Raw genomic sequence first — 26,038 nt, 5'->3', positions numbered from 1 at the left:
CGCGGCCGCTCGCGGCGGGCCGCCGGAGGCTGACGGGACACCCAGGCGTCGTCAACCGACCCTTTGGGTAGGGATATAAGCCACGCACCACCTGATAACAGTCGGTGGCCCCAATTGCTCGTTGCCGCAACCAAGTTCGCCAGGAAGAATTGAGATCCGCTCCCCGCACGGCTCGTCCGTGATCCGGTTGGGCTCCGCTGCGGTGCGCGCTCCCCCGAATCCGACCTCGCCCGCAGTATGGGCGCGTAGCCGAAGGGAGGAACGTGACCTTCGGATTCGCCGCGTCCTCGGCGGCCTCGTTGTCGACGTCCGCATCCGCCGCTTCCGCCAGCCGCCTGCTCGAGCCGGCCGAGTGGGCCGCCGCCGGAATCCCTCTGCTGCGCAACCCCCGTGAGGTCGTCAGCGGGCTGCACGCCCGCCACCACCCGAAGCCGCTCACGGCGATCGTGGCGGTCCTCGACCCGGACGAGCGGCTGCGGGCCAGTGCCTCGTTCAGGCGCCGTCCGGCCCCGGCCGACGGCTGGATGTTCCGCAACGCGCTGCTGGCCCAGCTGCGCCGGGTGATCCCCCACGACCTGCGTCGCCGCACCCCTGTGCGCACGGCCGTCCTGCTCTACTGCCGGGAGGGCGACGCGCATTGGACCGAGGAGGACGGCGCCTGGATGTGGGGGCTGCGCGATGCCTGCACACTGCACGGCCTGCGGTGCGGGGCGTACATCACGCTGACGCACGAAGGCTGGCAGGTGCTCGGCGAGGGCCGCGGCGGACGCCGGCCCAACGCGCACTCGGCACCGGAGCCCGTCGCCACCGCCGAGGCTCCGCCGCTCGTGCCGCGCACCGGCGGCCCGGTCTCCGACGTGCTGCGCCGGGCGGCGGCACGCTGACGGGAGTGGGAGCGGCGCCACGACGGACTCGTGCCGCCCGTCAGCGGCAACGAGCGGCGTACTGGCCGACGGGCGGTGCCTGGAACGAGCCGGACGGGCCCGTGTCACCGCGCCGACGAGCACAGACTCACGGCTGAAGTTCCGGCCCCAGGTCGGCTCCGCACGCGCCCCGGCGCGGTCGTCCGGAGCACGACTGCCAGGCCGGCCGCAGACTCGGTCCTGGGATGCGCCACCCCGGCGAGCTGGATCAGGGCCGTCGGACCGCACCCGCACCGCTCCCCCAGGCATCCAGGGGGCAGCTTCACCACCGACACGACAGCCGCCCGTCATCCGGGCATGCCAAAAGCCGCACCGTGCGGATTCCGCCGGAGCGGCTCCTTCGGCACCCCGATGTCCCGAGGGCCGGGCCCGGCTCAGACGCCGGCGCCCAGCACCGAGTTGATCTGCTGCGGGTCGCCGCAGACGATCAGCAGTGCACCGGCTCGGGAGTGCGCCAGCGGAAGGGCGGTGGCAGCGGCGGAAGCGGGACCTCCGTTGACGGCCACGACGACCACCGGGCGCGAAGCGGCGCGGGAGGCGACGGCGGCGTCCGCATAGAACACGTCGTCACCGGCGTCGTGCTGCGCCCAGTAGGAGGTGTCACCGAAGGACAGCTCGTGCTCGGCCCACGGGTGCTGCGCACCAGTGGTGATCACCAGCACGTCGCCGGGGGCACGGCCCGAGTCCAGGAGCAGGTCCACCGCCTCTTCGGCGGCATCGAGCGCACCCTCGGCCGAGGCCGGGATCAGCTGGATCTGCGGGCTCGCCGCGGTGGCGGTGGGAGCGGCCTGGCCGGAGGGGCCGGGCTTGGCCGGAGCCACGTCACGCGGCGTGCGCTGCACCGGCGGCGTGGGCCGCAGAGGGCCGGGACGACCGGGGCGGGACGGAGCCGCGGGGCGGGGGCCGGGTACGGGGCGGGGGGTCGGCGCGGTACGGCCGCTGGCCGGAGTGGCGCGGGGACCCTGGGCACTCTCGTGAATCTGAGGCTCCTCGGGAATGAGAGGCATGAGCTGATATTTATCAAACGTTGGTGCGGCGCGGATGACCGGGTGGCACATCAGTGCGAGCGGAACCGTCAGAAATCGAAGCCGAGCTGACCCTCAATTTCCGGAACGCTTCCGTCCGCCCAGCTGCGGACCTTCTTGAGGTGCCGCCACTGAGGCAACGCATCAAGATACGCCCACGACAAGCGGTGGTGAGGGGTGGGCCCCCACTCCGCCAGTGCGGCCTTGTGCACGGGCGACGGATACCCGGCGTTGTCCGCAAACCCGAAGTGTGCATGGTCGATACCCAGTTCGGCCATCATTTTGTCGCGCTGAACCTTGGCGATCACCGACGCCGCCGCCACGGCCACGCACGACCGGTCACCCTTGATCACCGTGCGCACCTGCCAGGGGGCACCGAGGTAGTTGTGCTTCCCGTCGAGGATCACGGCTTCGGGACGGACCGGCAGAGCGTCCAGCGCACGGACCGCGGCCAGCCGCAGCGCGGCCGTCATCCCCAGGTCGTCGATCTCCTCGGGGGAAGCATGCCCCAGCGCGTAGGCCGTCACCCACGACTGCAGGGTCCGGGCGAGTTCCGTACGCCGCTTGAGGGTCAGCAGCTTGGAGTCGGTCAGCCCCTCGGGCGGGCGGCGCAGTCCGGTGATCGCCGCGCAGACGGTGACGGGCCCGGCCCAGGCGCCGCGCCCCACCTCGTCGACACCGGCAATGACCTTCGCTCCGGTCGTGGCGCGCAGGGAGCGCTCGACGGTGTGAGTAGGTGGTTCGTACGGCATGGCGCCCTTAGCGTACGCCGACGGTATCGCCGCGCGACACCCCGGTCACCCGCCTCACGCGAGGAGCGCCGGCGCGGGCGATCAGGCGCCCTGGGGCCGCAGCAGCGGGAGCATCAGCTGGTCGATCATCTCCGCGAGATCCTGGTCGCTCCATTCGCTGGCGCACATTTTCGATCGGTACATCATCATGGCCGGGATGACGTCGAAGACGTATCCGTTGGCCGCGTCCGAGCGGACCTCTCCGCGCTCTATTCCACGGCTGATGACCTCGCGAAGCAGCTCGACGGTCGGCTCCACGACGCTCCCGAAGATGACCTTTTCAAAACGCGCAACCTGCACGTGATCGCATTCGTGAATGACTGAACGGAGTGCGACGCCGGGGCGCGAGTACATGATCTCCCGCACTTGCCGGCACAGGACGAGCAGGTCTTCGCGCACGCTGCCGAGGTCCGGGGCCTTCTCCACCCGGGGCAGTCCGGACACCAGGGCATCCGCAACGAGATCCTCTTTGGAGGGCCAGCGGCGATAGACCGCGGCCTTTCCGGTCTGGGCGCCGGCCGCGACGCCCTCCATGGTCAGCCCCTTCCAGCCGACCGTACTGAGTTGCTCCAGCGCGGCGTTCAGGATCGCGCGCTCCAGCACCGCACCGCGCCGACGAGGGGAAGCCGTGCGAGCGGGCGCGGCCGTCCAGCGCGAGGTAGCCATCTATGTTTCTCCAGCATGCAGGGGAAGCGGGGATTCCGGGGCCAGTGGCGCCGCGCTGCAGCAAAGGGGGGACGCAGGGCGCGACGCACTATTAAGTGAACGCTTGCGTTCACTGTTGGGGACTCACTACCGTGGACGCGACAGTGAACGCAAGCGTTCACTAATGCCTTTATGGGGGACCCATAGTGACGACCTCTCAGCTGCTCAAGGACGATCGAAAACCGGGCGTTGCCCGCCGGGAGGGGCATCCCGGCATCGCACTCACCGTCATCGCGGCCTGCCAACTCATGGTGGTACTCGACGCGACGATTGTGAATATCGCACTCCCGCACATTCAAGACGCTCTCAAGTTCAGCACCACCGACCTGACTTGGGTGGTCAGCGCCTACACGCTCACCTTCGGCGGCCTGCTGCTGCTCGGTGCGCGGGCCGGTGACATCCTCGGCCGCCGCCGGGTGTTCATGGCCGGCATCCTGCTGTTCACCTTCGCCTCCCTGCTGGGCGGTCTGGCCCAGGAACCCTGGCAGCTGCTGGCCGCACGGGCCCTGCAGGGCGTGGGTGGCGCGATCGCGTCGCCCACGTCGCTGGCACTGATCACCACCACCTTCCCCGAAGGCCCGGAACGCAACCGCGCCTTCGGGGTGTTCGCCGCCGTGTCCGCGGGCGGCGGTGCCATCGGCCTCCTTGCGGGGGGCATGCTCACCGACTGGCTCGACTGGCGCTGGGTGCTGTTCGTCAACGTACCCATCGGTGTGCTGATCGCTTCGCTCGCGCCGCTGTACATCAACGAGTCCGAGCGGCACCCGGGTCGCTTCGACATCACCGGCGCCCTGACCTCCACCGTCGGCATGGCCTCGCTGGTGTACGGCTTCATCCGCGCCGCCGAGGAGGGCTGGCGGGACGGGCTCACCCTCGGCTCCTTCGGGGCTGCCGTGGTGCTGCTGTTCGCGTTCGTCGTCACCGAGATGCGGGCGAAGGAGCCGATCACCCCGCTCAGCATGTTCACCGACCGCAACCGCTGGGGCACGTACGCCATCATGCTGTGCCTGGCCGCGGCGATGTTCGGCATGTTCTTCTACATCGTGCTGTTCGTGCAGAACGTGCTCGGCTACAGCGCCATCGAGGCCGGTGTCGCCTTCCTTCCCGTGACCGTCGCGATCGCGGTGGGTGCGGGTCTGTCGCAGCGCTTCCTGCCCGTGCTCGGCCCCAAGCCGTTCATGATGGGCGGCTCGGCGCTCGTGGTGATCGGGCTGGTGTGGCAGACGTTCATCCGGCCGGACAGCACCTACGTGGGCGGAGTACTGGGCCCCATGCTGGTGTTCGGCTTCGGCATGGGCCTGAACTTCGTCACGGCCACCGTCACCGCCGTGTCCGGTGTCGCCCAGCACGAGGCGGGCGCGGCTTCCGGGTTGCTCAACGCCATGCAGCAGGTCGGGGGTTCGCTCGGGCTGTCCATCCTGACGACCGTCTTCGGTTCGGCCAGCACGGACGAGGCGAAGAAGCAGCTGCCGAAGTTCCTCGCCGGCGCCTCGCCGGAACAGAAGGCGCGGTTCGCCGAGACGCACCAGCTGCCCGCGCCCTGGGGGCACGAGGTGCTCGCCCATGGCATCTCCACCGCCTTCATACCGGCCGCCGCCATGGCCGCTCTCGCCTTCCTCACCGCCTGGCTCGTGCTGAGGGTCCGCAAGAGCGACCTCGACTCCCTCTCGGGCACGGCGGGTCCGCACCTCGGCTGATCCAGACCGGGCCGCGCGGAGCCACGGCCGGCCGGACCGCTGCCGGGGGACGGACGGCGCACGCGGCGGTCCGGTCGGCCGTACCACGGCCACCAGCGCGCACGACAGAGCGAGGAACAAGGCCAGGAACAGGGCCGGGGCCAGGCGTGGCACCGGTGCCGACGCAGGCACAGGAAGACGCACGGGCGAGAACATCGCCATCTCGCACCCTCCGTCCCTCGTCGCTGCCGGCTCCGCCTTCGGCCCTCGCCCCATGGGCGCGAAGCACGGCGGATACGGGAAGAACGGGCGGCGGTCACGCACAGTTCCCGGTGCGCACGCAGAGTTTTGGACTCGTCCGGGCGCAGGTCCGTCGCCGGGCCGGCGGAAGCCGTCAGGCGCCCGTGGGCACCCAGTCCGGCAGCGCCTCGGTGCGCCGCACCCACTCGGCGGGCGGTGTCCCGGCCTTGCCGGCGGCGAGCACGCCGCCCACGATGGCGCAGGTGGTGTCGACGTCCCCGCCCACCTGTGCGGTCGTCCAGAACGCCCTCTCGTAGTCGTCGAGGGCCCGCGCGGCGGACCAGAGGGCGAAGGGCACGGTGTCGTGGGCCGTCGTACGACGTCCGCAGCCGAGGACGGCCGCGACGGTGGCCGGGTCGTCGTAGTCGAGCATGTCCCGGGCGCGGCGCAGGCCCTGACCGACCGCGCTCTTCGGTACGAGTGCGACGACGCCGTCGAGGAGAGCCTCGGGGGTGGGCGGGCCGTCCGGCGAGCCGGCCAGTGCCGCCGCGGCGGCCACGGCCATGGCCCCGACCACGGCTTCCCGGTGCTGGTGGGTGGGGTAGGCCGAGATCTCCGCCTGGTGGGTCGCCTGCTCGGGATCGTCCGCGTACCAGGCGCCCAGGGGCGCGATCCGCATGGCGGCGCCGTTGCCCCAGGACCCCTGTCCCTTGAAGAGGCCGGCGGCCAGCTCCCGCCAGTCCCCGCCCTCCCGGACCAGGCGCAGCAGCCGGTTGACCGCGGGGCCGTAGCCTCGGTCGAAGTCGTGGTGCTCGGCGAAGGAGCGGGCGAGCGCGTCCTGGTCGATGCGGTGGTGGGCGGCGAGGACGGCGACCACGGAGCAGGCCATCTCGGTGTCGTCCGTCCACTGCCAGGGGCCCGCGGGCAGCTCACGGCGCTTGAGCAGGGGGTAGTGCACCGGAACGAAGAACTGGGAGCCCAGCGCGTCCCCCACGGCCAGGCCACGCAGGCTCGTCAGCGCGCGCTCCAGGCGCCCGAGGGAAGAGGAGTCAGCGGTCATCGCCCTGCCACTCTATCCGGTCACCCAGTACGGGTCAGGCTCCCGCCAGCGCTCGAAGGGCCGGTCGAGCGTGTACTTGCCGTCGTCTCCCAGAACGAGCACCCGCATCTCGGCGTTCCCGGGGTTGGACAGGGACTCGAATTCCGCGACCGTCCAGTGGAACCAGCGCATGCAGAACAGCCGCATCGCGAGCCCGTGCGTCACCAGCAGGACGTTCGGCGGGTGGTCCGGCGCCTCGAAGCTGCGGAACAGGCTCTCCAGGAAGCCCCCGACCCGGTCGTACACGTCGGCGCCGGACTCGCCCTGGGGGAACCTGAAGAAGAAGTGGCCGTACGCGTCGCGGTAGGCCTTCTGCAGGCGTACGTCGTCGCGGTCCTGCCAGTTGCCCCAGTCCTGCTCGCGCAGTCGGGGTTCCTCCCGGACGCGTATGAGGTCGGGGTCGAGGTGGAAGGCGCGGAGCGTCTCGTGGGTGCGGCGGTACGGGGAGACGTACACGCTCACGCGTTCCCGGCCGAAGAGCTCGCGGAGCCGCTCGCCGGTCTCCTCGGCCTGCCGCCGGCCGCGCTCGGTCAGCGCGAGGGCGTGGTCGGGCTCGCGTTCGTACACGGAGTCGTCGACGTTGCCCGTTGACTCGCCGTGTCGGACAAGGACGATGCGCCGTGGTCGTGCCATGCCAAAACCCTAGATCGAACGGCGGGAAGTCGAGCACTCGTACGGCCCCTATACCGCGTAGGTCACATGTTTCACGGATCCGGAACCGTCCGGGCCTGCCGTGCGACGGCTCATCCCAGTGCGTCCTTTCTTCACGCCAAGGGACCGCTCAGACCGTCCAGGACGGCTCCAGATCCACGATGTCACCGGAGAGCGCCGCGACGTCCGCCTCGGTCTGGGCACGCAGCGCGAGGCGTTCCACACGCTCCGTGCGGTACTTGCCGTGCTCGGCCGCCGACCGCCACATGGACAGGATCAGGAACTCCTGCTCGGGTGCCTCGGCGAACATGCCGCGGATCATGCCGGGCGAGCCGGCCATCGCGGGGTTCCAGACCTTCTCCTGCATGAGCGTGAAGTGCTCGACGCGCTCCGGGTGGATGCGGCACAGGGCCACGCGGATCAGATCGGCGTCGGTGAACCGCGGCTCGAAGCCCGTCTTCACGTCGAAGCGGTACTCGAACAGTCGGGCCTGGGCGTCCTTGAAAGTGCCGGACTGGGCGGTGGCCAGACGGTCGTGGGAACGGGCCATGAAGGAGTCGTAGAAGGCACGGCTCTCCCAGAAGGCGAAGACGTGCGCCACCCCCGGTCGCTGCCGGCTCCAGCCCCCGCCCTGTCCCCGAAAACCCGGCTCCCCCAGAAGCCCCGCCCATTTCCGCTGCCCCCGCTCGAACCCGCGGCGGTCCACCACGGTGCAGCGAATCCACTTGACCAGCACCGCGCCATCGTAAGGCCACGGGGCGTGGCGTCGGTCACGCTCCGGCGGAGATCACCCGCGCATGCGCCCCCGCGCGCGTGGCACGATGGGCAAGGAACCCCGACGGATGGGGAGTTGGGGTCGTGCGAGCCGCAGGGGGAAGGGAAGAGCCTGGTGACCGGCTTCAGCAAGGGAATCCGCAAGGTCGAGGTCGCGCTCAAGTGGGACCCCAGTCCGGCAGGTCGGCCACCGACCGATCTCGACATCGTCGCCGCCACCTTCTTGTCCGGTGCGCCGTACGGGGCACCGGCCTATCTGGTGCACTTCGACAGCCGTTCGCCGGACGGCACGATCCTCCTCAACCGTGACAGCACCGACGGCAGGGGTTTCGGCTGGGACGAGGTGATGACGCTCGAACTGGACCGCCTGAACGACCGCTACGCGCGCGTGGTGGTGGGTGTCGTCATCCAGCAGCGGTCCGGACCCCGGACGTTCGCCCACGTGCTCAATCCCGCCGTACGCGTCCGTGAGGGCTACACCGTGCTCGCCGAGGACGACTTCGGCTCGGTCCTCGGGTCGACGGCCGCCACGATCGCCGAGTTCGTCCGGGACGACTCCGCCGACTGGACCTTCCGTCCCGGCGTGCGCGGCTTCGACGAGGACCCGGCGACCTTCACACAGGTGATGGGCCGGGCGCACCGGTCCTGACGTCTTTCTCCGGTACGGGTTACGAGTAAGGGGCGCCGGCAATGGGCCGGCGCCCCTTACTTCACGAACGGCGTGTCATCAGCTGCAGCCGCTGGTCGAGCCGCAGCCCTCGCAGATGTAGCAGGAACCGGCCCGCTGCATCTTCGTACCGCACGAGAAGCACAGCGGGGCGTCCGCCTGGATGCCCAGCTGCATCTCCACCAGCTCGGCGCTGGTGTGCGCCTGCCGCGGGGCGGGCTTGGCCGTCTCGGACTCGGCCTTCGGCGTGGCGACGGCCTTCAGCTCCTGGGCCCGCGGGGCCGACTGGGCCAGCCCCTCGACGTCGACCTCGTCCTCAGCCGGCTCGTAGGAGCCGGTCTCCAGGTGACGCTGGCGCTCTTCGGCGGAGTGGATGCCGAGCGCGGAGCGGGTCTCGAAGGGCAGGAAGTCCAGCGCCAGGCGGCGGAAGATGTAGTCGACGATCGACTGCGCCATCCGCACGTCCGGGTCGTCCGTCATACCGGCCGGCTCGAAGCGCATGTTGGTGAACTTCGAGACGTAGGTCTCCAGCGGAACGCCGTACTGCAGACCGACGGAGACGGCGATGGAGAAGGCGTCCATCATGCCCGCGAGGGTGGAGCCCTGCTTCGACATCTTCAGGAAGACCTCGCCGAGACCGTCGTCCGGGTAGGAGTTGGCGGTCATGTAGCCCTCGGCGCCGCCGACCGTGAAGGACGTCGTGATGCCGGGGCGGCCCTTCGGGAGCCGCTTGCGGACCGGGCGGTACTCGATGACCTTCTCGACCGTCTCGCGGATGGTCGCCTCGGCCTTCTCGGTGACCTCGGCCTTCTCCTTCTCCTTGGTCTTGGCGGAGAGCGGCTGGCCGACCTTGCAGTTGTCGCGGTAGATCGCGAGCGCCTTGACGCCCAGCTTCCAGGCCTCGAAGTAGATCTCCTCGACCTCCTCGACGGTCGCCGTCTCCGGCATGTTGACCGTCTTGGAGATGGCGCCGGAGATCCACGGCTGGATCGCGGCCATCATGCGGACGTGGCCCATCGGGGAGATGGCGCGCTCGCCCATGGCGCAGTCGAACACCTCGTAGTGCTCGTGCTTGAGGCCGGGGGCGTCGATCACGTTGCCGTGCTCGGCGATGTGGGCGACGATCGCCTCGATCTGCTCCTCCTGGTAGCCCAGGCGGCGCAGGGCCTGCGGGACGGTGCCGTTGACGATCTGCATCGAGCCGCCGCCGACCAGCTTCTTGAACTTCACCAGCGCCAGGTCGGGCTCGACACCGGTGGTGTCGCAGGACATCGCGAGGCCGATGGTGCCGGTCGGCGCGAGGACGGACGCCTGCGAGTTACGGAAACCGTTCTTCTCGCCGAGGCGGACGACGTCCTGCCAGGCCTCCGTGGCCGCGGCCCACACCGGGGTGTCCAGGTCGTCCATGCGGACGGCCTTCCCGTTGGCGTCGGCGTGCTGCTTCATGACGCGGTTGTGGGCGTCGGCGTTGCGGGCGTAGCCGTCGTAGGTGCCGACGACCGCGGCCAGCTCGGCGGAGCGGCGGTAGGCCGTGCCCGTCATCAGGGACGTGATGGCGCCGGCCAGGGCGCGGCCGCCGTCGGAGTCGTAGGCGTGGCCGGTGGCCATCAGCAGGGCGCCGAGGTTGGCGTAGCCGATGCCGAGCTGGCGGAACGCGCGCGTGTTCTCGCCGATCTTCTGGGTCGGGAAGTCCGCGAAGCAGATCGAGATGTCCATCGCGGTGATGACCAGCTCGACGACCTTCTGGAAGCGCTCGGTCTCGAAGGACTGGTTGCCCTTGCCGTCGTCCTTCAGGAACTTCATCAGGTTCAGCGAGGCCAGGTTGCAGGACGTGTTGTCCAGGTGCATGTACTCGCTGCACGGGTTCGACGCGGTGATCCGGCCGGACTCGGGGCAGGTGTGCCAGTTGTTGATGGTGTCGTCGTACTGGATGCCCGGGTCGGCGCAGGCCCAGGCGGCCTCGGCGATCTTGCGGAAGAGGGCCTTCGCCTCGACCTCCTCGATCACCTCGCCGGTCATCCGGGCGCGCAGGCCGAACTTGCCGCCGTTCTCGACCGCCTTCATGAACTCGTCGTTCACACGGACCGAGTTGTTGGCGTTCTGGTACTGGACGGACGTGATGTCGTCGCCGCCCAGGTCCATGTCGAAGCCCGCGTCACGCAGGACGCGGATCTTCTCCTCCTCCTTGACCTTGGTCTCGATGAAGTCCTCGATGTCGGGGTGGTCGACGTCGAGCACGACCATCTTGGCGGCGCGGCGGGTGGCACCACCGGACTTGATGGTGCCGGCGGAGGCGTCGGCGCCACGCATGAAGGAGACCGGGCCGGAGGCGTTGCCGCCGGAGGAGAGCAGCTCCTTGGAGGAGCGGATGCGGGAGAGGTTCAGGCCGGCGCCGGAGCCGCCCTTGAAGATCATGCCCTCTTCCTTGTACCAGTCGAGGATCGACTCCATGGAGTCGTCGACGGACAGGATGAAGCAGGCGGAGACCTGCTGGGGCTGCGGGGTGCCGACGTTGAACCAGACCGGGCTGTTGAAGCTGAAGATCTGGTGCAGGAGGGCGTACGCCAGCTCGTGCTCGAAGATCTCGGCGTCGGCGGGCGAGGCGAAGTACTTGTAGTCCTCACCGGCCTTCCGGTACGTCTTCACGATGCGGTCGATCAGCTGCTTGAGGCTGGTCTCGCGCTGCGGGGTGCCGACGGCACCGCGGAAGTACTTGCTGGTGACGATGTTGACCGCGTTCACCGACCAGAAGTCGGGGAACTCGACGCCACGCTGCTCGAAGTTGACCGAGCCGTCGCGCCAGTTGGTCATGACGACGTCACGGCGCTCCCACGACACCTCGTCATACGGGTGTGCGCCGGGGGTGGTGTGGATGCGCTCGACACGCAGCCCCTTGGTGGTCTTGGCGCCCTTGGCTCGGGAACCTCGTGCCGGACCGCTCGCCGTCTCTGTCATGCCGCCTCCCTGTACGGGCAAAAACGCCCTGAAGTGCCCATTTGTTCCGGTGGACACGTGTTTCTGTCTTGCGTCGCGGGCACCCTCAGCTGCCGCCCGCAACAGGTCTTCGTTCGCCGCCTCCCGACCGGAACCCGGGTCTCCTCCCGGATTCCGGCCCGCCGGTCAGTCGGCGGCGCGAGCGGACACGGGGACCTGAGTGGTCCCGCCGGGCCCGCGGTCGTCTTCCTGGCTCCCCGCCCCCGCGTCGTCCTCGTCCACGGCGGGGCCCCGCGTCGTTTCCCGCAGCTCCGCGATGGCGGCCTCGAAGTCCTCGAGCGAGTCGAACGCCCGGTAGACGGAGGCGAACCGCAGATACGCGACGAGGTCGAGCTCCTGCAACGGGCCGAGTATCGCCAGACCCACGTCGTGGGTGGTCAGCTCGGCGCTTCCGGTCGCGCGCACCGCCTCCTCGACCCGCTGGCCGAGCTGCGCGAGCGCGTCCTCGGTGACAGGCCGCCCCTGGCATGCCTTGCGCACACCGTTGATGACCTTGGTACGGCTGAAAGGCTCGGTGACTCCGGACCGCTTCACCACCATGAGCGAGCACGTCTCCACGGTCGTGAAACGACGGGAGCAGTCAGGGCACTGGCGGCGCCTGCGGATGGACGTGCCATCGTCGGTCGTACGACTGTCGACCACACGGCTGTCGGGGTGCCTGCAGAAGGGGCAGTGCATGTTCTCCAACCCTCCTCACAGCAGACTCATCGGCCCCACGGAACCCAAGGGCCCCGCGAAGCAGCCCTAAGCATAGGCGATCGTGGAGCCGTCTCGGACCCGGGGGACCACAACTTCTGGGCTGCTGCGGCCATCCAACCACTACATCTGGGGCTTGGCCCATACACCTGGGCAGACGCGCGTGTCGCGCGGAGACAGCGGGCCCGAGCACCGACACCGACCAGCGAGGACACGCGGGTGCCGAGCGGTGTCGCCGCGGTGCTTGCGGGGATACCGTGGGCGCCACAGGGAGGAGGCGTGGCACTCCCGCGCAGAAGGGACCCGGATCCCGGACTCGGGGATTCCGGATGGCAGACTGGGGCGCAGCCCACGAGGCGAAGAGTCCCGGCGGTGAAGAGTACAGCAATGGGTGCTTTTGCCCGCCGAGTGTCGCGTCAGCCATACACCCCGACATGGGATCGCGTCAGGCGAAACGCACTTTTTCACTCGAACGTGTGTTTGGCGCAACCTTTCGAAAGCAACTACCGTTGTGCAGCAGGGAGACCATCGAGAGGGGCCGACGTGACCACCACCGCAGACAGTGCCACCATCACTGCCCAGGACCGCTCCCAGGGCCGAGTCGAGCCGGTACACGCGATGAACGAAGCCACGAATCCCGAGGCACACAAGCGCTCCCTGCCGGGGCGACCTCCAGGCATCCGGGCGGACAGCTCCGGGCTCACCGACCGGCAGCGCCGGGTGATCGAGGTCATCAGGGACTCCGTACAGCGGCGCGGCTACCCGCCGTCGATGCGGGAGATCGGCCAGGCCGTGGGCCTGTCCAGCACCTCCTCGGTCGCCCACCAGTTGATGGCGCTGGAGCGCAAGGGATTCCTGCGCCGCGACCCCCACCGCCCGCGCGCGTACGAGGTCCGCGGATCCGACCAGGCCGTCACCGTGCAGCCGACGGACACCGCCGGCAAGCCCGCCGCGTCGTACGTCCCGCTGGTCGGCCGTATCGCGGCCGGTGGCCCGATCCTCGCGGAGGAGTCCGTCGAGGACGTCTTCCCCCTCCCCCGCCAGCTCGTCGGCGACGGCGAACTGTTCGTCCTCAAGGTCGTCGGCGATTCCATGATCGAGGCCGCCATCTGTGACGGCGACTGGGTCACCGTGCGCCGCCAGCCGGTCGCCGAGAACGGCGACATCGTCGCCGCCATGCTCGACGGCGAAGCCACCGTCAAGCGCTTCAAGCGCGAGGACGGCCACGTGTGGCTCCTCCCCCACAACGCGGCCTACGAGCCGATTCCCGGCGACGACGCGACCATCCTCGGCAAGGTCGTCGCGGTGCTGCGCCGCGTGTGACGCCCGCGGCGGGCGGGCGGCCGCTCGCTCCCTGACCGGGCCCCGGAACCCCTGCGCCGGTTCCGGGGCCCTGCACGTGCCTGGCGGACTGCGGGTGTCCAGCGTCCTGGGTGTGTCCGGGGCACCAGGGGTGGCGCCGGGGCCGATTCCACGCGGGTGCCCGGGCGACGCCGGTCGAGCTATCCCGGGATCACTTCGCCCCCGCCGCCTGCGACTCCGCCTGCTTGGCCGCCGCGTCGATCGCCGCGAGCGACTTGCGGACCTGGTTACGGTCCGTCGTGTACCAGAAGTCCGGCAGTGACGCCTTCAGATAGCCGCCGTACCGCGCGGTGGCCAGCCGCTGGTCCAGTACGGCGACCACGCCGCGGTCGCCGGACGCCCGGACGAGACGGCCTGCGCCCTGGGCCATGAGGAGGGCCGCATGGGTGGCGGCCACCGCCATGAAGCCGTTGCCGCCGGCGTCCTCCACCGCCTTCTGGCGTGCGCTCATCAGCGGATCGTCCGGCCGCGGGAACGGGATCTTGTCCATGACGACCAGCTGGCAGCTGGGGCCCGGGACGTCTACGCCCTGCCACAGCGACAGCGTGCCGAACAGGCAGGTCTTCGGATCTGCCGCGAAGTTCTTGATCAGTTCGCCGAGCGTCTCCTCACCCTGGAGCAGGATCGGGAACTCGGGGATCCGGGTGCGCAGCTCCTCGGCGGCGAGCTGGGCGGCCCGCATGGACGAGAACAGACCGAGCGTGCGCCCGCCCGCCGCCTGGATCAGCTCGGTCAGCTCGTCCAGCATGTCGGCGCGCTCACCGTCACGCGCGGGACGCGCCAGGTGCTTCGCGACGTAGAGGATGCCCTGCTTGCGGTAGTCGAAGGGCGAGCCGACGTCGACGCCCTTCCACTGCGGCAGGTCCTCGCCCTCCGTGCCCTCGGGGCCCAGCCCGAGGGAGGCGCCGACTCCGTTGAAGTCGCCGCCCAGCTTGAGCGTCGCCGAGGTGAGGACGACGGCCCGGTCGGCGAACAGCTTCTCCCTGAGCAGGCCGGAGACCGACATGGGGGCGACCCGGAGGGACGCGCCGAAGCGGTCGTGCCGTTCGTACCAGACGACGTCCCACTCCGAGCCGTTCAGGACCCGCTCGGCCACGTCGTGCACCGTCTCCACCGAGGCCAGCGCCTGCTTGCGGACCGCGTCCTCGTCCTGGACGGACTTGTCGCGGGTCGAGCCGATCGCAGTGATCACCGTGCGGGCGGCGTCCCGCAGCGCCATCAGGGCGTAGGCGAGGTCTTCCGGGATCTCCTCCAGGCGGCCCGGCAGCGCGAGCTCCATGAGCCGCTCGAAGCCCTCGGCGGCGGTCTGGAGCTGATCGGCGGCCTTCTCGTTGACCAGCTTGGCGGCCCGGCGCACGGCACGGTTGACCTGCCCGGACGTGAGTTCGCCGGTGGCGACGCCGGTGACCCGTGAGACCAGTTCGTGCGCCTCGTCCACGATCAGCACCTCGTGCTGAGGCAGCACCGGGGCGCCCTCGATGGCGTCGATGGCCAACAGGGCGTGGTTGGTGACCACGACTTCGGCGAGCTTGGCCCGCTCCCGTGCCATCTCGGCGAAGCACTCGGCGCCGTACGCGCACTTCGACGCGCCCAGGCACTCCCGGGACGACACCGACACCTGCGCCCAGGCACGGTCCGAGACGCCCGGGGTGAGATCGTCGCGGTCGCCGCTCTCCGTCTCGTCCGCCCAGTCCCGCAGCCTCAGCAGGTCCTGGCCCAGCTTGCTGGTGGGCGCGGCGGCCTCGAACTGGTCGAACAGGCCCTCCTCCTCGTCCTGCGGCATGCCCTCGTGCAGGCGGTGCAGGCACAAGTAGTTCGACCGGCCCTTGAGCATCGCGAACTCCGGGCGGCGGCGCAGCAGCGGGTGCAGGGCGTCGACCGTGCGCGGCAGGTCCCGCTCCACGAGCTGGCGTTGCAGGGCGAGCGTGGCCGTCGCGACGACCACCCGTTCTCCGTGCGCGAGCGCGGGCACGAGATAGCCGAGCGACTTTCCGGTGCCGGTGCCGGCCTGGACCAGCAGGTGGGATCCGTCGTCGATCGCCTCGGCGACCGCTTCGGCCATGGTCACCTGGCCGGGGCGCTCCGTGCCGCCGACGGCCGAGACGGCGGCATGCAGGAGTTCGGAGAGTGAGGGCTTCGTCATAGCCAGACCACCCTACGGCCCTGCACTGACAAACGGGTGGTCACGGCGGAGGCAGGGGGCGGGATCACGGGGCGGGGCTCCTGGGCGGGATGGGCTGGGGCAGGGGACCGGGGGGCGGGGCTGGACCGGGCCTGGATCAGGGCAGCGCCTGGGCGGCGGGCGACAGTGGTGACGGGCGAGGGCGGGCGGCGGGTGACAGCAGTGAATCGGCGAGGGTAGGGAGCGCCTGGGCGGCGGGTGACACCGGTGACGGGCGGCGGGTGCCGTGGCAGTGCCGGCGCCATGGCAGTGCCGGCCTCGTTGCGGTACCGGCACCGCGGCAGTGCCGGCCCCGGGTCTTCGGCGCGCGCGACGAGCGCGCCGGATGTCCGTCGAACTTTTTTCTTGAGCCGGGAACACCGCAGGCACGCCGTTCGTATCTCATTGTGAGCGCCCGATCACTTGGCGCTACAGAACATCGCGCAGGACTCGGTCCCGGATGACGAGGGCGGCCCGCTTGCCGGGCAGGTCGACCTCCGCCGCGTACCGGAAGCCGGCGCTCAGGAACGCGGCGACGGAGGGGGTGTTGCGAAGATCGGGTTCTGACACGACACGTGCGCACGTGGGACACCGGTCGAGGATCAGGTCGGCCACGGCTCGGAGCAGGGCGGACCCCAGCCCTCGCCCCCGGTCCGCGGCGTCACCGATGAGGAGGTGGATGCCGGTGTCGTGCGGACGGGCCGGGTAGTGGCGGGCCAGCGGATCCAGGTCGGCCCGGTAGATCTCCCAGTAGCTCATCGGGGTGCCGTCGAGCACGCCGAGACACGGCACGCTGCGCCCGTCGCCGTGGAGTTGCGCCCGCAGGTGGTCCTCCGTCCGGTTCCGGGGCCCGGCCAGTTCCCAGAACTCCGCGACGACGGGGTCGTTCATCCACCGGTGGACGAGCGGCAGGTCCTGATCGATGCGTACGGGGACGAGTTGGAAGGAGCCGGCGGGGGTTGTGACCGGACCCCATGTGGCGAGTCGGCTGAGGAGGCCGCCCGGCGCCTCGGCGTAGAGGGCGATGAAGTGGGCCGGCAGGCACAGATCCAGTGTGTCCTCGCTGCCCGGGTCGTCGTCCTCGACGGTGAGCCGGCCGAACCGAGAAAGCTGCGGGCTCGCCGTGTCCGTTCGGCGGCCGGCGCTGTCCGGGTGGGCGGTGACGGGGCCGGTTCCGGCGCTCGCGTCGGTGGGAGGCACGGTGCGCTCCTCTCAGGAGACGAGGTGGGTCATGTTCCTCGGATATGCGGGAGACGGTGCGGCTCGCTGACGGTGCGGTCCGCTCAGGCGGTACGCGAAGGTGCGTCGCTCAGGAAAGAAGGGGGTTGGCGATGGTGACGTAGACGGACTGGGTGTCGACCGGGCCGACTAGTTCGTCGAGGCCGTGCAGCCGGGTCAGCAGGTTGGCCTTGCAGCGCAGGACGGGTGAGTCGAGCAGCCGGCCGGGCAGGGAGGTGCGCAGCGGGGCGGGCCCCGAGGCGAGGTCGGTGAGGAAACGGCGGAAGGCCGCGAGGAGCAGCCGCTCGTCGGCGAGGCGCTGGGAGCCGAAGGCGCCGATCAGGCCGAGCACGTTGTTGACGGCGAGGTAGTAGGCGAAGCGTTCGTCGGTGACCTCGTCCGTGACGAAGGTGTCGCTGTGCTCGCCGATGCCGGGCAGCCGGGCGTCCAGTTCGGCTCGCCGGGACTCGCGGAAGTAGTAGCCCTGGTTGTCCCGGTAACGGCCCCCGGCGGGCCACCCGTCGCCGTCCAGCAGGAGCAGCGTGTTCTGCTGGTGGGCTTCGAGAGCGATGCCGGCCTCGCTGTCCAGCCAGAGGACGGGCCGGACGACCTGCTCCAGGTAGCGCAGGAACCACTCGGCGGCGACGGCTCCGACCGGCCGGCCGGTGCGTGTGGCGAGGCGTCCGACGAGCCGGGCCAGGCGGGACCGCATCGGCCGAGCGACGTGGTGTGGTGGGGTGCTGACGGTCGGCTCGGCGAGCGGGCGGGGTGAGACGAGTCCGGCCACGCAGCCGACGTCGTCGGTCGGGGCGAACGGGTTGTGCCGGATCACCACGTCGAGTCCAGGCACGGGCAGGCCTTCCGGGTCGTCGACGGCGAGCCAGGCCGGATCCCGGACGATGTCGAAGCCGGGGTGTGCCGCCTGCCACTGACGGGCCAGGCCGGTGCGGAGCAGTCGGTGCACCTCGACTCCGCGGTGGAGTTCCTTGCGGAGGTTCTCGCGGCGGGAGTTGGTGATGCACAGGGCCAGCGAGAGCTTGAGCATCGCGGGGGCGCCGGATCGGTGGACGGTTCGTACGGAGGAGGTGGGGTGCCAGGGAGTGCCGAGGGGGCCGAGGTCGCGGAGGAGTCCGGAGTCGGCCAGTGCGCTGACGGATGCGCGGTGGCGTACCTCGCGTGCCTGCCAGGGGTGCAGCGGCAGGGCGGTGTAACCGTCGGGCAGGGGAAGTTCGGCTCCGGCGAGCCGTCGGATGAGGTGGCCTGCGGGAACGGGACGACCGCGCTCGGTCCAGGCCGAGTCGGTCGCGAGGAGAGAGGGGGCGACTGCCAGCCAGTGCAGTGGAAAGGCGCCGCGCAATTCCGGTGAATACCGGTCGGCTTCGGCCTCGGTCAGTCCCTCCCGGCTCTTCGGGATCGGGTGCAGGGGGTGTCCGAGGAGGAGGGCCTGTTCGGCGCTGAGGAAGAGGTCCGGCGGGTCGGCGGGGTGTTCGCGCCGGTGCCGGACGAAGGCCGCGGAACGGCGGAGCGAGTCGGCCACCCTGGCCACGAGGTCGGCGCTGCCGCTGGGGTCGGGGGCGGTGCCGGGGCCGGTGCCGGGGCCGGCAGCGGTGCCGTCGCCGGTGTCGTGGCGGCGCTCGGCGGTGGTGTGCTCCGAGGAGTGGTCGGTGCTGTCCGGATTGCCGGCGGACTCTCTGGCGAGGAGCGCCGCGAGGGTGACGGCGTCGACAGGGGGTGCCGTGTCGGGGGCGCAGGCGAGACGTGGTGGGCCGAAGCGGTGCCAGCCGGTCGGGGACCAGTAGCGAACCGGTGCGATGAGGGCGGTGCCGCTGGCGGGCAGTGGGATGGGGAGGCTGCCGGTCGTGGGAGCGGCGAGGCCGGTCTCGCGGACCCAGCAGCGCAGGAGGTTCTCGACGGCGGCGGCCTGGGCCACGACGCGGGGATCGGGGTCCTCCAGCGGGTCGGCGCCGGGTGCTGTCCGCCGGGCGGGGTCCGTCTCCCGCTTCTTCTGCTGCGGGACCGGCTCGGTGAGGGGTACGGCAGCGGACGGGGCGCCGGAGGCTCCCCGGTCGTCGGGGGCGCCGGAGCGGCCGTCGGGGCTGGGGGCGGCGTTCATGACGGCTCCTCTGGGGGCTGGTGCGGGCTCGGTCCGTCGTCCGCTCTCGCCCGGTCGCCGTCGGTTCGTGACCGAGCGAGAGCGGGGCGGGGACGGTGGAGACGGAAGAGATGTGCGGTTGTCGCCGGCGGTGGGTGTCGGCTCGGGTGCCCGGAAGGGGGCGGAGTGGGGATGGACTGGGGTGTCGGCCTGCAGGCGGGTGCCGGTGCGAGGAGTCGGGTGGGGCGTGTGCGGGGTTCAGCCCGTGCGCTGGGCAGGGTCGGGGTGTCGTTGCTGGTGTGCGCCGTGGGCCTGGTGGTGGCGGGCCACCGCTGTCACCGCGTCGGCCAGGCGGTCGAGTACGGCGGTCGTCTGTTCGTCGCTGATCGTCAGGGGCGGAAGCAGCCGCACCACGGACGTGTGACGGCCGCCGAGTTCGACGATCAGGCCGCGCTGGAGGCACTCCCGCTGCACGGCGGCGGCCAGGTCGGGTGCGGCCGGGCGCGGCGTGCGGGTGGGTTCCGGCGCGGCGGCCGGTACGGCATCGGCGTGGCCGGCCGGGGGTGGCGTGCCGAAGGTGGCGGGGTCGGCGTCCGGGTCCACCAGTTCGATCCCGATCATCAGTCCGCGCCCCCGTACGTCTCCCACGCAGGGGAAGTGGTGGGTGAGTTCCGTGAGTTGGGAGAGCATGCGGGTGCCGAGGGTGGCGGCGCGTTCGGCGAGGGCGTTCTCGCGGACGTGGGCGAGGGTGGCGGTGCCCGCGGCCATGGCGAGCTGGTTGCCGCGGAAGGTGCCGGCGTGGGCGCCGGGTTGCCAGACGTCGAGGTCGTCGCGGTAGACGATCACGGCCAGCGGAAGGCTGCCGCCGATGGCCTTGGACAGGACCATGACGTCGGGGGTGATACCGCTGTGGTCGACGGCCCAGAAGGCGCCTGTGCGGCCGACTCCGGTCTGGACCTCGTCGGCGATCAGCGGGATGGACCGGTCCGCCGTGAGCCGGCGCATACGGCGCAGCCAGTCGTCCGGTGCAGGGATCACGCCGCCTTCGCCCTGGACGGGTTCGAGGATCATGCCGGCCGGCTGGGGTACCCCGGACTTGGGGTCGTCGAGCAGGGACTCGGTCCAGCGGGCGGCGAGTTCTGCGCCGGTCGGGCCGCCGATGCCGAAGGGGCAGCGGTAGTCCTGCGGGTAGGGCAGGCGGGCGACCTGGATGTCGCGGGCGCTGCCGGAGGCGGCCAGGGCGCCGGCGGTCATGCCGTGGTAGGCGCCGGTGAAGGCGAGGATGCCGGAGCGGCCGGTCGCCGCGCGGACCAGTTTGAGGGCGGCCTCGACCGCGTCGGTGCCGGCCGGTCCGCAGAACTGGACGCGGGCATGGTCGGCGAGGCCGGGCGGGAGGGTGTGGAACAGCTCGGTGATGAAGGCGTCCTTGACGGGGGTCGCGAGGTCGAGGACGGAGAGGGGGGCGCCGGAGTCGAGGACGCCGCGGATGGCTTCCAGCACGACCGGGTGGTTGTGGCCGAGAGCGAGGGTGCCGGCGCCGGAGAGGCAGTCCAGGTAGCGGCGGCCGTCGGCGCCCTCGATGGTGAGCCCGCGCGCCCGGACGGGCACGATGGGCAGGGCCCGGGCATAGGTGCGCGCCGAGGACTCCCGCGCCGACTGGCGTCTCAGGATGCCCTCGTGCACGGCCCGCGCGTCCCCGGGCGTGCCTCCTGCGATCGACTCCTTGACGGCCACTGCGCGTTGTCCTCCCGGCTGCTCAAGGGCGAGTTGATCGAGTTGATCCTCGGGGACCGGACACCGACAGCTGGCCCCACCGGCTACAACCGCGGACCGTTCGGGCGGTTACGGGGTCGCCTCGAGTTCCTTGGCGGGACGGTGTGGGGGACGCGTCCCGCGGTCCGGCCGGACGGCACCACCGCACGCCCGGCCGGCAGGGGTCCGCCCGAGCGGCGCACCCGTCAGCGCGGCCTCTCCGGCCGGGGTTCGGGCAGCGGACGCCACGGTTCGCCCGGACGCGCGCGGCCGGCGGAGCACGCGGGGCTCACAGGGAGCCGCCGTCACCGCGCCGGGCGCGCGGGTTCCACCAACCGCTCATGTCGGCAACGGATTTGCGCGGCGGACTCCGACACCCGCACCCCGAGTGCCGGCAGGCCCCGCACGGCCGCCCCCGCGGCACGCCCGGTTCATGTGCCGCACGGCGGCTCGCGCCGCACGCCCCGTTCATGTGCCCTGTGACGGAACCGTTGCCCTCCCGTCAGAACTCCCCCACGGCGACGGCATAGTGTGTGATGCCGTTCCCAGAAGGTCGTGAGACCGGCATGAACCTTCCATGAGTTCGCCGCCGGTGTCGGGGCCGAAGCGCCGAGTGCCTTTCACAGCAAGGGGAGTCAAGAACATGCGATCCATACGGCCGTCGTTCACCGCTCGGCGAGGGAGGGGCGGTCGTCGCACCTCGACCTCGCTGACGGCGGTCGCCCTCGTGTCGGCGCTGGCGCTGACCGCCACCGCCTGCAACGGGGACGGTGACGACAACGCCGACGGCAAGCCGACCGCCACCGCGGCGGGCACCGGCGACGGAAAGATCACGATCCCGGACGACCTCAAGAAGAGGCTCAAGGACCACGGGTTCGACGTCGACAAGTGGAAGAACGGCGCCTGGAAGAACTGGAACAGGCAGGACTGGCTGCGCGAGGCCAACGACTTCATCAACCCGATCATCAAGGGCCTGTGGGACCCGGACCGGATGCGTCACGCCGACGACCCGGACCAGGGCGTCGACGACAACGACATCTCCGGTGACCAGGGCGTGACGGACCCCACGCCGCAGCCGGTGAAGGCGCAGGCGGTCACGCCGCCGTATCACACCAGTGCGGCCACCTCGGGCAAGCTGCTCTTCGACGCCCCCGAGGGCACCATGGTCTGCTCGGCGACGGTCGTGACGGACCCGGCGCACCCGGGCAAGTCCAACCTCGTGTGGACTGCGGGGCACTGTGTGCACGCCGGCAAGAAGGGCGGCTGGTACCGGAACCTCGCCTTCGTGCCGTCGTACAACAACCAGGGCAAGTCGGCGGCCGAGCTGCAGAACGCCAGCCGGGCCGAGGTGGCCCCGTACGGCGTGTGGTGGGCCGACGCGGCGAAGACCTCGCAGCAGTGGATCAGTGAGGGCGGCCAGACGGGCGGCAACGGTGCCTCGTACGACTTCGCCGTCATCCATGTGACGCCGGAGCAGGGCAGCGGCGGCAAGTCGCTGGAGGAGACCGTCGGCGGGGCGCTGCCGGTGAAGTTCGATGCGCCGGCCGTGCCGCAGGTCAAGAGCATCACGGCGTCCGGCTACCCGGCGGCGGCGCCGTACGACGGCCAGCTGCTCTACCAGTGCCAGGACAAGCCGGGCCGGCTCTCCATCGAGCACTCCGACCCGACGATGTACCGGATCGGCTGCACGATGACCGGTGGTTCCTCCGGTGGCGGCTGGGTGGAGACGGGCACCGACGGCAAGCCCGCGCTGGTGTCCAACACGTCCATCGGCCCGGTGAGCGCGGGCTGGCTGGCCGGTCCCCGGCTGGGTGAGGTGGCCAAGGGCGTGTACGAGTCGGTGAGCAAGCAGTTCGCCGGGCGGTGAGCCGGCGATGAGCCGGAGGTCCGCCTGACGCGGTGAGCATGACGGAGGCCCGTCACCCCAGAGGGGTGGCGGGCCTTCGTCGTGGGGCGGTTCAGGCCGCGGAGGCCGGGGTGTACGGCGCCAGGTCCGCCGCCAGCTCCTCGTGCACCCGGACCTTGAGCAGGGTGCCCTCCGCGGTGTGCTCCTCGGAGATCACCTCGCCCTCGGTGTGGGCGCGGGCGACGAGCTTGCCGTGGGTGTACGGCACGAGCGCCTCGATCTCGACCGAGGGGCGGGGCAGCTCGTTGTCGATCAGGGCGAGCAGCTCGTCGAGGCCCTGGCCGGTGCGGGCCGAGACGGCGATCGAACGCTTCTCGACGCGCAGCAGCCGCTGCAGGACCAGCGGGTCGGCCGCGTCCGCCTTGTTGATCACGACGATCTCGGGCACGTCGGTGGCGCCGACGTCCCGGATCACCTCGCGTACGGCGGCGAGCTGCTCCTCCGGGGTGGGGTGCGAGCCGTCCACCACGTGGAGGATCAGGTCGGAGTCGCCGACCTCCTCCATGGTGGAGCGGAACGCCTCGACCAGGTGGTGCGGCAGGTGCCGGACGAAGCCGACGGTGTCCGCCAGCGTGTACAGGCGGCCGGTCGGGGTCTCGGCCCGGCGGACGGTCGGGTCCAGGGTCGCGAACAGGGCGTTCTCGACCAGGACGCCCGCGCCCGTGAGGCGGTTGAGCAGGGAGGACTTGCCGGCGTTGGTGTAGCCCGCGATGGCGACGGACGGCACCTTGTTGCGCCGGCGCTCCTGGCGCTTGATCTCGCGGCCGGTCTTCATGTCCGCGATCTCCCGGCGCATCTTCGCCATCTTCTCGCGGATCCGTCGCCGGTCCGTCTCGATCTTGGTCTCACCGGGGCCACGCGTGGCGAGGCCGCCGCGACCGCCACCCATCTGCCGGGACAGCGACTGACCCCAGCCCCGCAGCCGCGGCAGCATGTACTGCATCTGCGCGAGCGCGACCTGCGCCTTGCCCTCGCGGGACTTGGCGTGCTGGGCGAAGATGTCGAGGATCAGGGCCGTACGGTCGATGACCTTGACCTTGACGATGTCCTCCAGCTGGATCAGCTGGCCGGGGCTCAGCTCACCGTCGCAGATGACGGTGTCCGCGCCCGTTTCGAGGACGATGTCGCGCAGCTCGTTGGCCTTGCCGGAGCCGATGTAGGTGGCCGCGTCGGGCTTGTCGCGGCGCTGGATGACGCCGTCGAGCACGAGCGCGCCCGCGGTCTCCGCGAGGGCGGCCAGCTCCGCGAGGGAGTTCTCGGCGTCCTGGGCGGTGCCGGTGGTCCACACGCCGACGAGCACGACCCGCTCCAGGCGGAGCTGGCGGTACTCGACCTCGGTGACGTCCTCCAGCTCGGTGGAGAGGCCCACGACGCGGCGCAGGGCCGCGCGCTCGGAGCGGTCGAACTGGTCGCCGTCCCGCTCGCCGTCGATCTCGTAGCTCCAGGCGACGTCCTCTTCCATCAGGGCATCGGCCCGAAGACCCTCGGGATAGGTGTGCGCGAGGCGCTTGGTGTCCTGGGAAGGGGAAGAAGAGGAGGTCATTGGATCCTTACGTCGATGGGACTGCCGTTGCGGCGTCGGTACGGCGGTCCGTCGCCCGGGCCGCTCGTCGTGTTCAACGTACGAGTACCCCGGGAGATTCCCGTGTCCCGTGCGTGTGCCGACCCCTAGATGGTCGCACGGTACGACACGTCTCGTCACCGGGTTATCGCCGGGTCAGGGGCGGGGCGGCCTTGTCCTCGGGCAGCTGCTTCCAGCCGGGGTGGCCGGGCATCGGCGGGGTCTTCTCGCCGTACAGCCAGGCCGCGAGGAAGCCGGTGAGGTCGCGGCCGGCCACGGCAGTGGCCAGGCGGACGAAATCGCCGGTGGTGGCGGTGGAGTCACGGTGTTCCTGGACCCACATCCGCTCCAGCCGCTCGAAGGCCGGCCGGCCGATCTCCTGCCGCAGGGCGTAGAGCACGAGGGCGGCGCCCTCGTAGATGTTGGGCCGGAAGATGCCGATCTTCTGGCCGGGTGCGGGCGGCTTGGGCCGGGCGGGCGGGCCGCCGGCCTCGCGCCAGCGGTCGGAGGAGCCGTAGGCGGCCTTCATCCGCTCCTCCATGGACCGGTGCGCCGTCTCCTCGGCGTACAGATCCTCGTACCAGGTGGCGTGGCCCTCGTTCAGCCAGACGTCGGACCAGCTGCGCGGGCTGACGCTGTCCCCGAACCACTGGTGGGCCAGCTCGTGCACCATGACCGACTCGACGTACCACTTCGGGTAGACGCGCCCGGTGAACAGGCTCTTCTCGAAGAGCGAGAGGGTCTGGGTCTCCAGCTCGAAGCCGGTGTCGGCCTGTGCCATGAGCACGCCGTAGGTCTCGAACGGATAGCGGCCGACCTTGCTCTCCATCCAGGCGATCTGGTCGGGTGTCTTCGCGAGCCACGGTTCGAGGGCACGGCGGTCACGGGCGGGCACGACGTCGCGCACGGGCAGCCCGTGCGGGCCCTGGCGGCGCACCACGGCGGAGCGGCCGATGGACACCTGGGCGAGTTCGGTGGCCATGGGGTGCTGGGTGCGGTAGGTCCAGGTGGTGGTGCGGCCGACCCGGTCGGCGCCGTCGGGCAAGCCGTTGGCCACGGCCGTGTAGCTGTTCGGCGCGGTGATCCGGAAGGTGAACATCGCCTTGTCGGACGGGTGGTCGTTGCACGGGAACACCAGGTGGGCGACGTCGGCCTGGTTCGCCATGGCGAGGCCGTCGGAGGTGCGCACCCAGCCGCCCTGCTGGTTCCTGCCGTAGACGGGGTCGCTGGTGTGCCGCACGGTGATCGTCGTCCGGCTGCCCTCGCCGAGGGGGCGCTCGGGGGTGACGACCAGGTCCTCGCCGGCGCTGGTGAAGCCCGCGGGACGTCCGTCGACCTCGACCGACCGGACGGTGCCGTGCGCGAAGTCGAGGTTCAGCCGTTCCAGGTCGTCGGTGGTCCGGGCATCGATGGTGGTGACCGCCTGCAGCGGCCTGTCGTTGGCGCCCGGGTAGGTGAGGGAGATGTCGTACGAGGTGACGTCGTAGCCGGGGTTGCCCAGGTACGGGTAGAGCCGGTCGCCGACGCCGAGCGGCTCGGCCGGAGCCGCGGCGGCGACGAGGCAGACGGAGACGGCGGAGGCGAGCAGGGCCGCCGTCCGGTGCCGGGAGAGCGTGCGCCGCGTCCGGCGCCGGGACGGCGCAGGTTCGGGCCGGGGGCAGGGGGTGAGCAGCATGGACCACCGCTACCAGTGCGGGCCCGCTCTGCGGCGGCGACGCGCACCCGGACCACCCGAACGGGTAAGC

Annotated in this window: 19 protein-coding genes; 5 read left to right on the top strand and 14 right to left on the bottom strand. The window is 71.0% G+C overall.

Annotated elements, in window-relative coordinates:
- The first annotated feature begins 263 nt into the window (after positions 1-263).
- Entirely contained in the window at positions 264-884 is a 621-nt protein-coding gene (locus tag S1361_RS28865) for a hypothetical protein (RefSeq protein WP_208034824.1), read from the top strand.
- Between the two features lie 413 nt (positions 885-1,297).
- Here the strand turns inward: S1361_RS28865 and S1361_RS28860 are convergent, their stop codons facing one another.
- The 3 genes from S1361_RS28860 to S1361_RS28850 all read right to left on the bottom strand — a co-directional run bounded on the left by S1361_RS28860 (position 1,298) and on the right by S1361_RS28850 (position 3,405).
- Entirely contained in the window at positions 1,298-1,930 is a 633-nt protein-coding gene (locus tag S1361_RS28860) for a hypothetical protein (RefSeq protein ID WP_208034823.1), read from the bottom strand.
- 68 nt (positions 1,931-1,998) lie between these two features.
- Complete coding sequence (locus S1361_RS28855; RefSeq protein WP_208034822.1) at positions 1,999-2,700, bottom strand: ribonuclease HII; 702 nt, start codon at positions 2,698-2,700, stop codon at positions 1,999-2,001.
- A gap of 81 nt (positions 2,701-2,781) precedes the next feature.
- Positions 2,782-3,405: a TetR/AcrR family transcriptional regulator gene (locus tag S1361_RS28850; protein WP_208034821.1), complete on the bottom strand. Its 624-nt coding sequence runs from the start codon at positions 3,403-3,405 to the stop codon at positions 2,782-2,784.
- 185 nt (positions 3,406-3,590) lie between these two features.
- On the opposite strand from S1361_RS28850, the gene S1361_RS28845 reads away from it, so the two are divergent.
- Positions 3,591-5,141 carry an MFS transporter gene (locus tag S1361_RS28845; protein ID WP_208034820.1) on the top strand — a complete coding sequence of 517 codons (1,551 nt, stop codon included), beginning with the start codon at positions 3,591-3,593 and terminating at the stop codon, positions 5,139-5,141.
- Positions 5,142-5,514: 373 nt separating this feature from the next.
- On the opposite strand, the gene S1361_RS28840 is transcribed toward S1361_RS28845, so the two are convergent.
- The 3 genes from S1361_RS28840 to S1361_RS28830 all read right to left on the bottom strand — a co-directional run bounded on the left by S1361_RS28840 (position 5,515) and on the right by S1361_RS28830 (position 7,846).
- Positions 5,515-6,420, bottom strand: a complete 906-nt coding sequence (locus S1361_RS28840) for an ADP-ribosylglycohydrolase family protein (RefSeq protein ID WP_208034819.1) — start codon at positions 6,418-6,420, stop codon at positions 5,515-5,517.
- Between the two features lie 12 nt (positions 6,421-6,432).
- Positions 6,433-7,092: a histidine phosphatase family protein gene (locus S1361_RS28835; protein ID WP_208034818.1), complete on the bottom strand. Its 660-nt coding sequence runs from the start codon at positions 7,090-7,092 to the stop codon at positions 6,433-6,435.
- A gap of 148 nt (positions 7,093-7,240) precedes the next feature.
- Positions 7,241-7,846 (bottom strand): YdbC family protein, encoded by a 606-nt coding sequence (locus tag S1361_RS28830; protein WP_208034817.1) that lies wholly within the window; start codon positions 7,844-7,846, stop codon positions 7,241-7,243.
- Between the two features lie 153 nt (positions 7,847-7,999).
- Between S1361_RS28830 and S1361_RS28825 the strand changes: the two genes are divergently transcribed.
- Positions 8,000-8,533 (top strand): TerD family protein, encoded by a 534-nt coding sequence (locus tag S1361_RS28825; RefSeq protein ID WP_208034816.1) that lies wholly within the window; start codon positions 8,000-8,002, stop codon positions 8,531-8,533.
- Between the two features lie 78 nt (positions 8,534-8,611).
- On the opposite strand, the gene S1361_RS28820 is transcribed toward S1361_RS28825, so the two are convergent.
- Positions 8,612-11,506: a vitamin B12-dependent ribonucleotide reductase gene (locus S1361_RS28820; RefSeq protein ID WP_208034815.1), complete on the bottom strand. Its 2,895-nt coding sequence runs from the start codon at positions 11,504-11,506 to the stop codon at positions 8,612-8,614.
- Positions 11,507-11,671: 165 nt separating this feature from the next.
- Positions 11,672-12,223 carry a transcriptional regulator NrdR gene (nrdR, locus tag S1361_RS28815; protein WP_208034814.1) on the bottom strand — a complete coding sequence of 184 codons (552 nt, stop codon included), beginning with the start codon at positions 12,221-12,223 and terminating at the stop codon, positions 11,672-11,674.
- 561 nt (positions 12,224-12,784) lie between these two features.
- Here nrdR and lexA point away from each other — a divergent pair.
- Positions 12,785-13,564 (top strand): transcriptional repressor LexA, encoded by a 780-nt coding sequence (gene lexA, locus S1361_RS28810; protein WP_030342891.1) that lies wholly within the window; start codon positions 12,785-12,787, stop codon positions 13,562-13,564.
- Between the two features lie 190 nt (positions 13,565-13,754).
- Here the strand turns inward: lexA and S1361_RS28805 are convergent, their stop codons facing one another.
- The 4 genes from S1361_RS28805 to S1361_RS28790 all read right to left on the bottom strand — a co-directional run bounded on the left by S1361_RS28805 (position 13,755) and on the right by S1361_RS28790 (position 20,808).
- Positions 13,755-15,746, bottom strand: a complete 1,992-nt coding sequence (locus S1361_RS28805) for an ATP-dependent DNA helicase (protein WP_208034813.1) — start codon at positions 15,744-15,746, stop codon at positions 13,755-13,757.
- A gap of 447 nt (positions 15,747-16,193) precedes the next feature.
- Positions 16,194-16,964: a GNAT family N-acetyltransferase gene (locus tag S1361_RS28800; RefSeq protein ID WP_208034812.1), complete on the bottom strand. Its 771-nt coding sequence runs from the start codon at positions 16,962-16,964 to the stop codon at positions 16,194-16,196.
- A 109-nt stretch (positions 16,965-17,073) separates the two neighbouring features.
- Complete coding sequence (locus S1361_RS28795) at positions 17,074-19,095, bottom strand: IucA/IucC family protein (protein ID WP_208034811.1); 2,022 nt, start codon at positions 19,093-19,095, stop codon at positions 17,074-17,076.
- Positions 19,096-19,332: 237 nt separating this feature from the next.
- The gene (locus tag S1361_RS28790) at positions 19,333-20,808 is read right to left on the bottom strand and encodes a diaminobutyrate--2-oxoglutarate transaminase family protein (protein WP_208034810.1); all 1,476 of its coding nucleotides are present in this window, start codon (positions 20,806-20,808) and stop codon (positions 19,333-19,335) included.
- Positions 20,809-21,469: 661 nt separating this feature from the next.
- On the opposite strand from S1361_RS28790, the gene S1361_RS28785 reads away from it, so the two are divergent.
- The gene (locus S1361_RS28785; RefSeq protein ID WP_208034809.1) at positions 21,470-22,693 is read left to right on the top strand and encodes a trypsin-like serine peptidase; all 1,224 of its coding nucleotides are present in this window, start codon (positions 21,470-21,472) and stop codon (positions 22,691-22,693) included.
- A 91-nt stretch (positions 22,694-22,784) separates the two neighbouring features.
- Here the strand turns inward: S1361_RS28785 and hflX are convergent, their stop codons facing one another.
- Both hflX and S1361_RS28775 read right to left on the bottom strand, forming a co-directional pair.
- Positions 22,785-24,275: a GTPase HflX gene (gene hflX / locus S1361_RS28780; protein WP_208034808.1), complete on the bottom strand. Its 1,491-nt coding sequence runs from the start codon at positions 24,273-24,275 to the stop codon at positions 22,785-22,787.
- 163 nt (positions 24,276-24,438) lie between these two features.
- Positions 24,439-25,968 (bottom strand): M1 family metallopeptidase, encoded by a 1,530-nt coding sequence (locus S1361_RS28775; RefSeq protein ID WP_208034807.1) that lies wholly within the window; start codon positions 25,966-25,968, stop codon positions 24,439-24,441.
- Between the last annotated feature and the right edge of the window lie 70 nt (positions 25,969-26,038).

The organism is Streptomyces cyanogenus (assembly GCF_017526105.1).
Classification (GTDB): domain Bacteria; phylum Actinomycetota; class Actinomycetes; order Streptomycetales; family Streptomycetaceae; genus Streptomyces; species Streptomyces cyanogenus.
The sequence above is the reverse complement of the archived record's forward strand: the minus strand, read 5'-3'. Positions and strand labels throughout refer to the sequence as shown.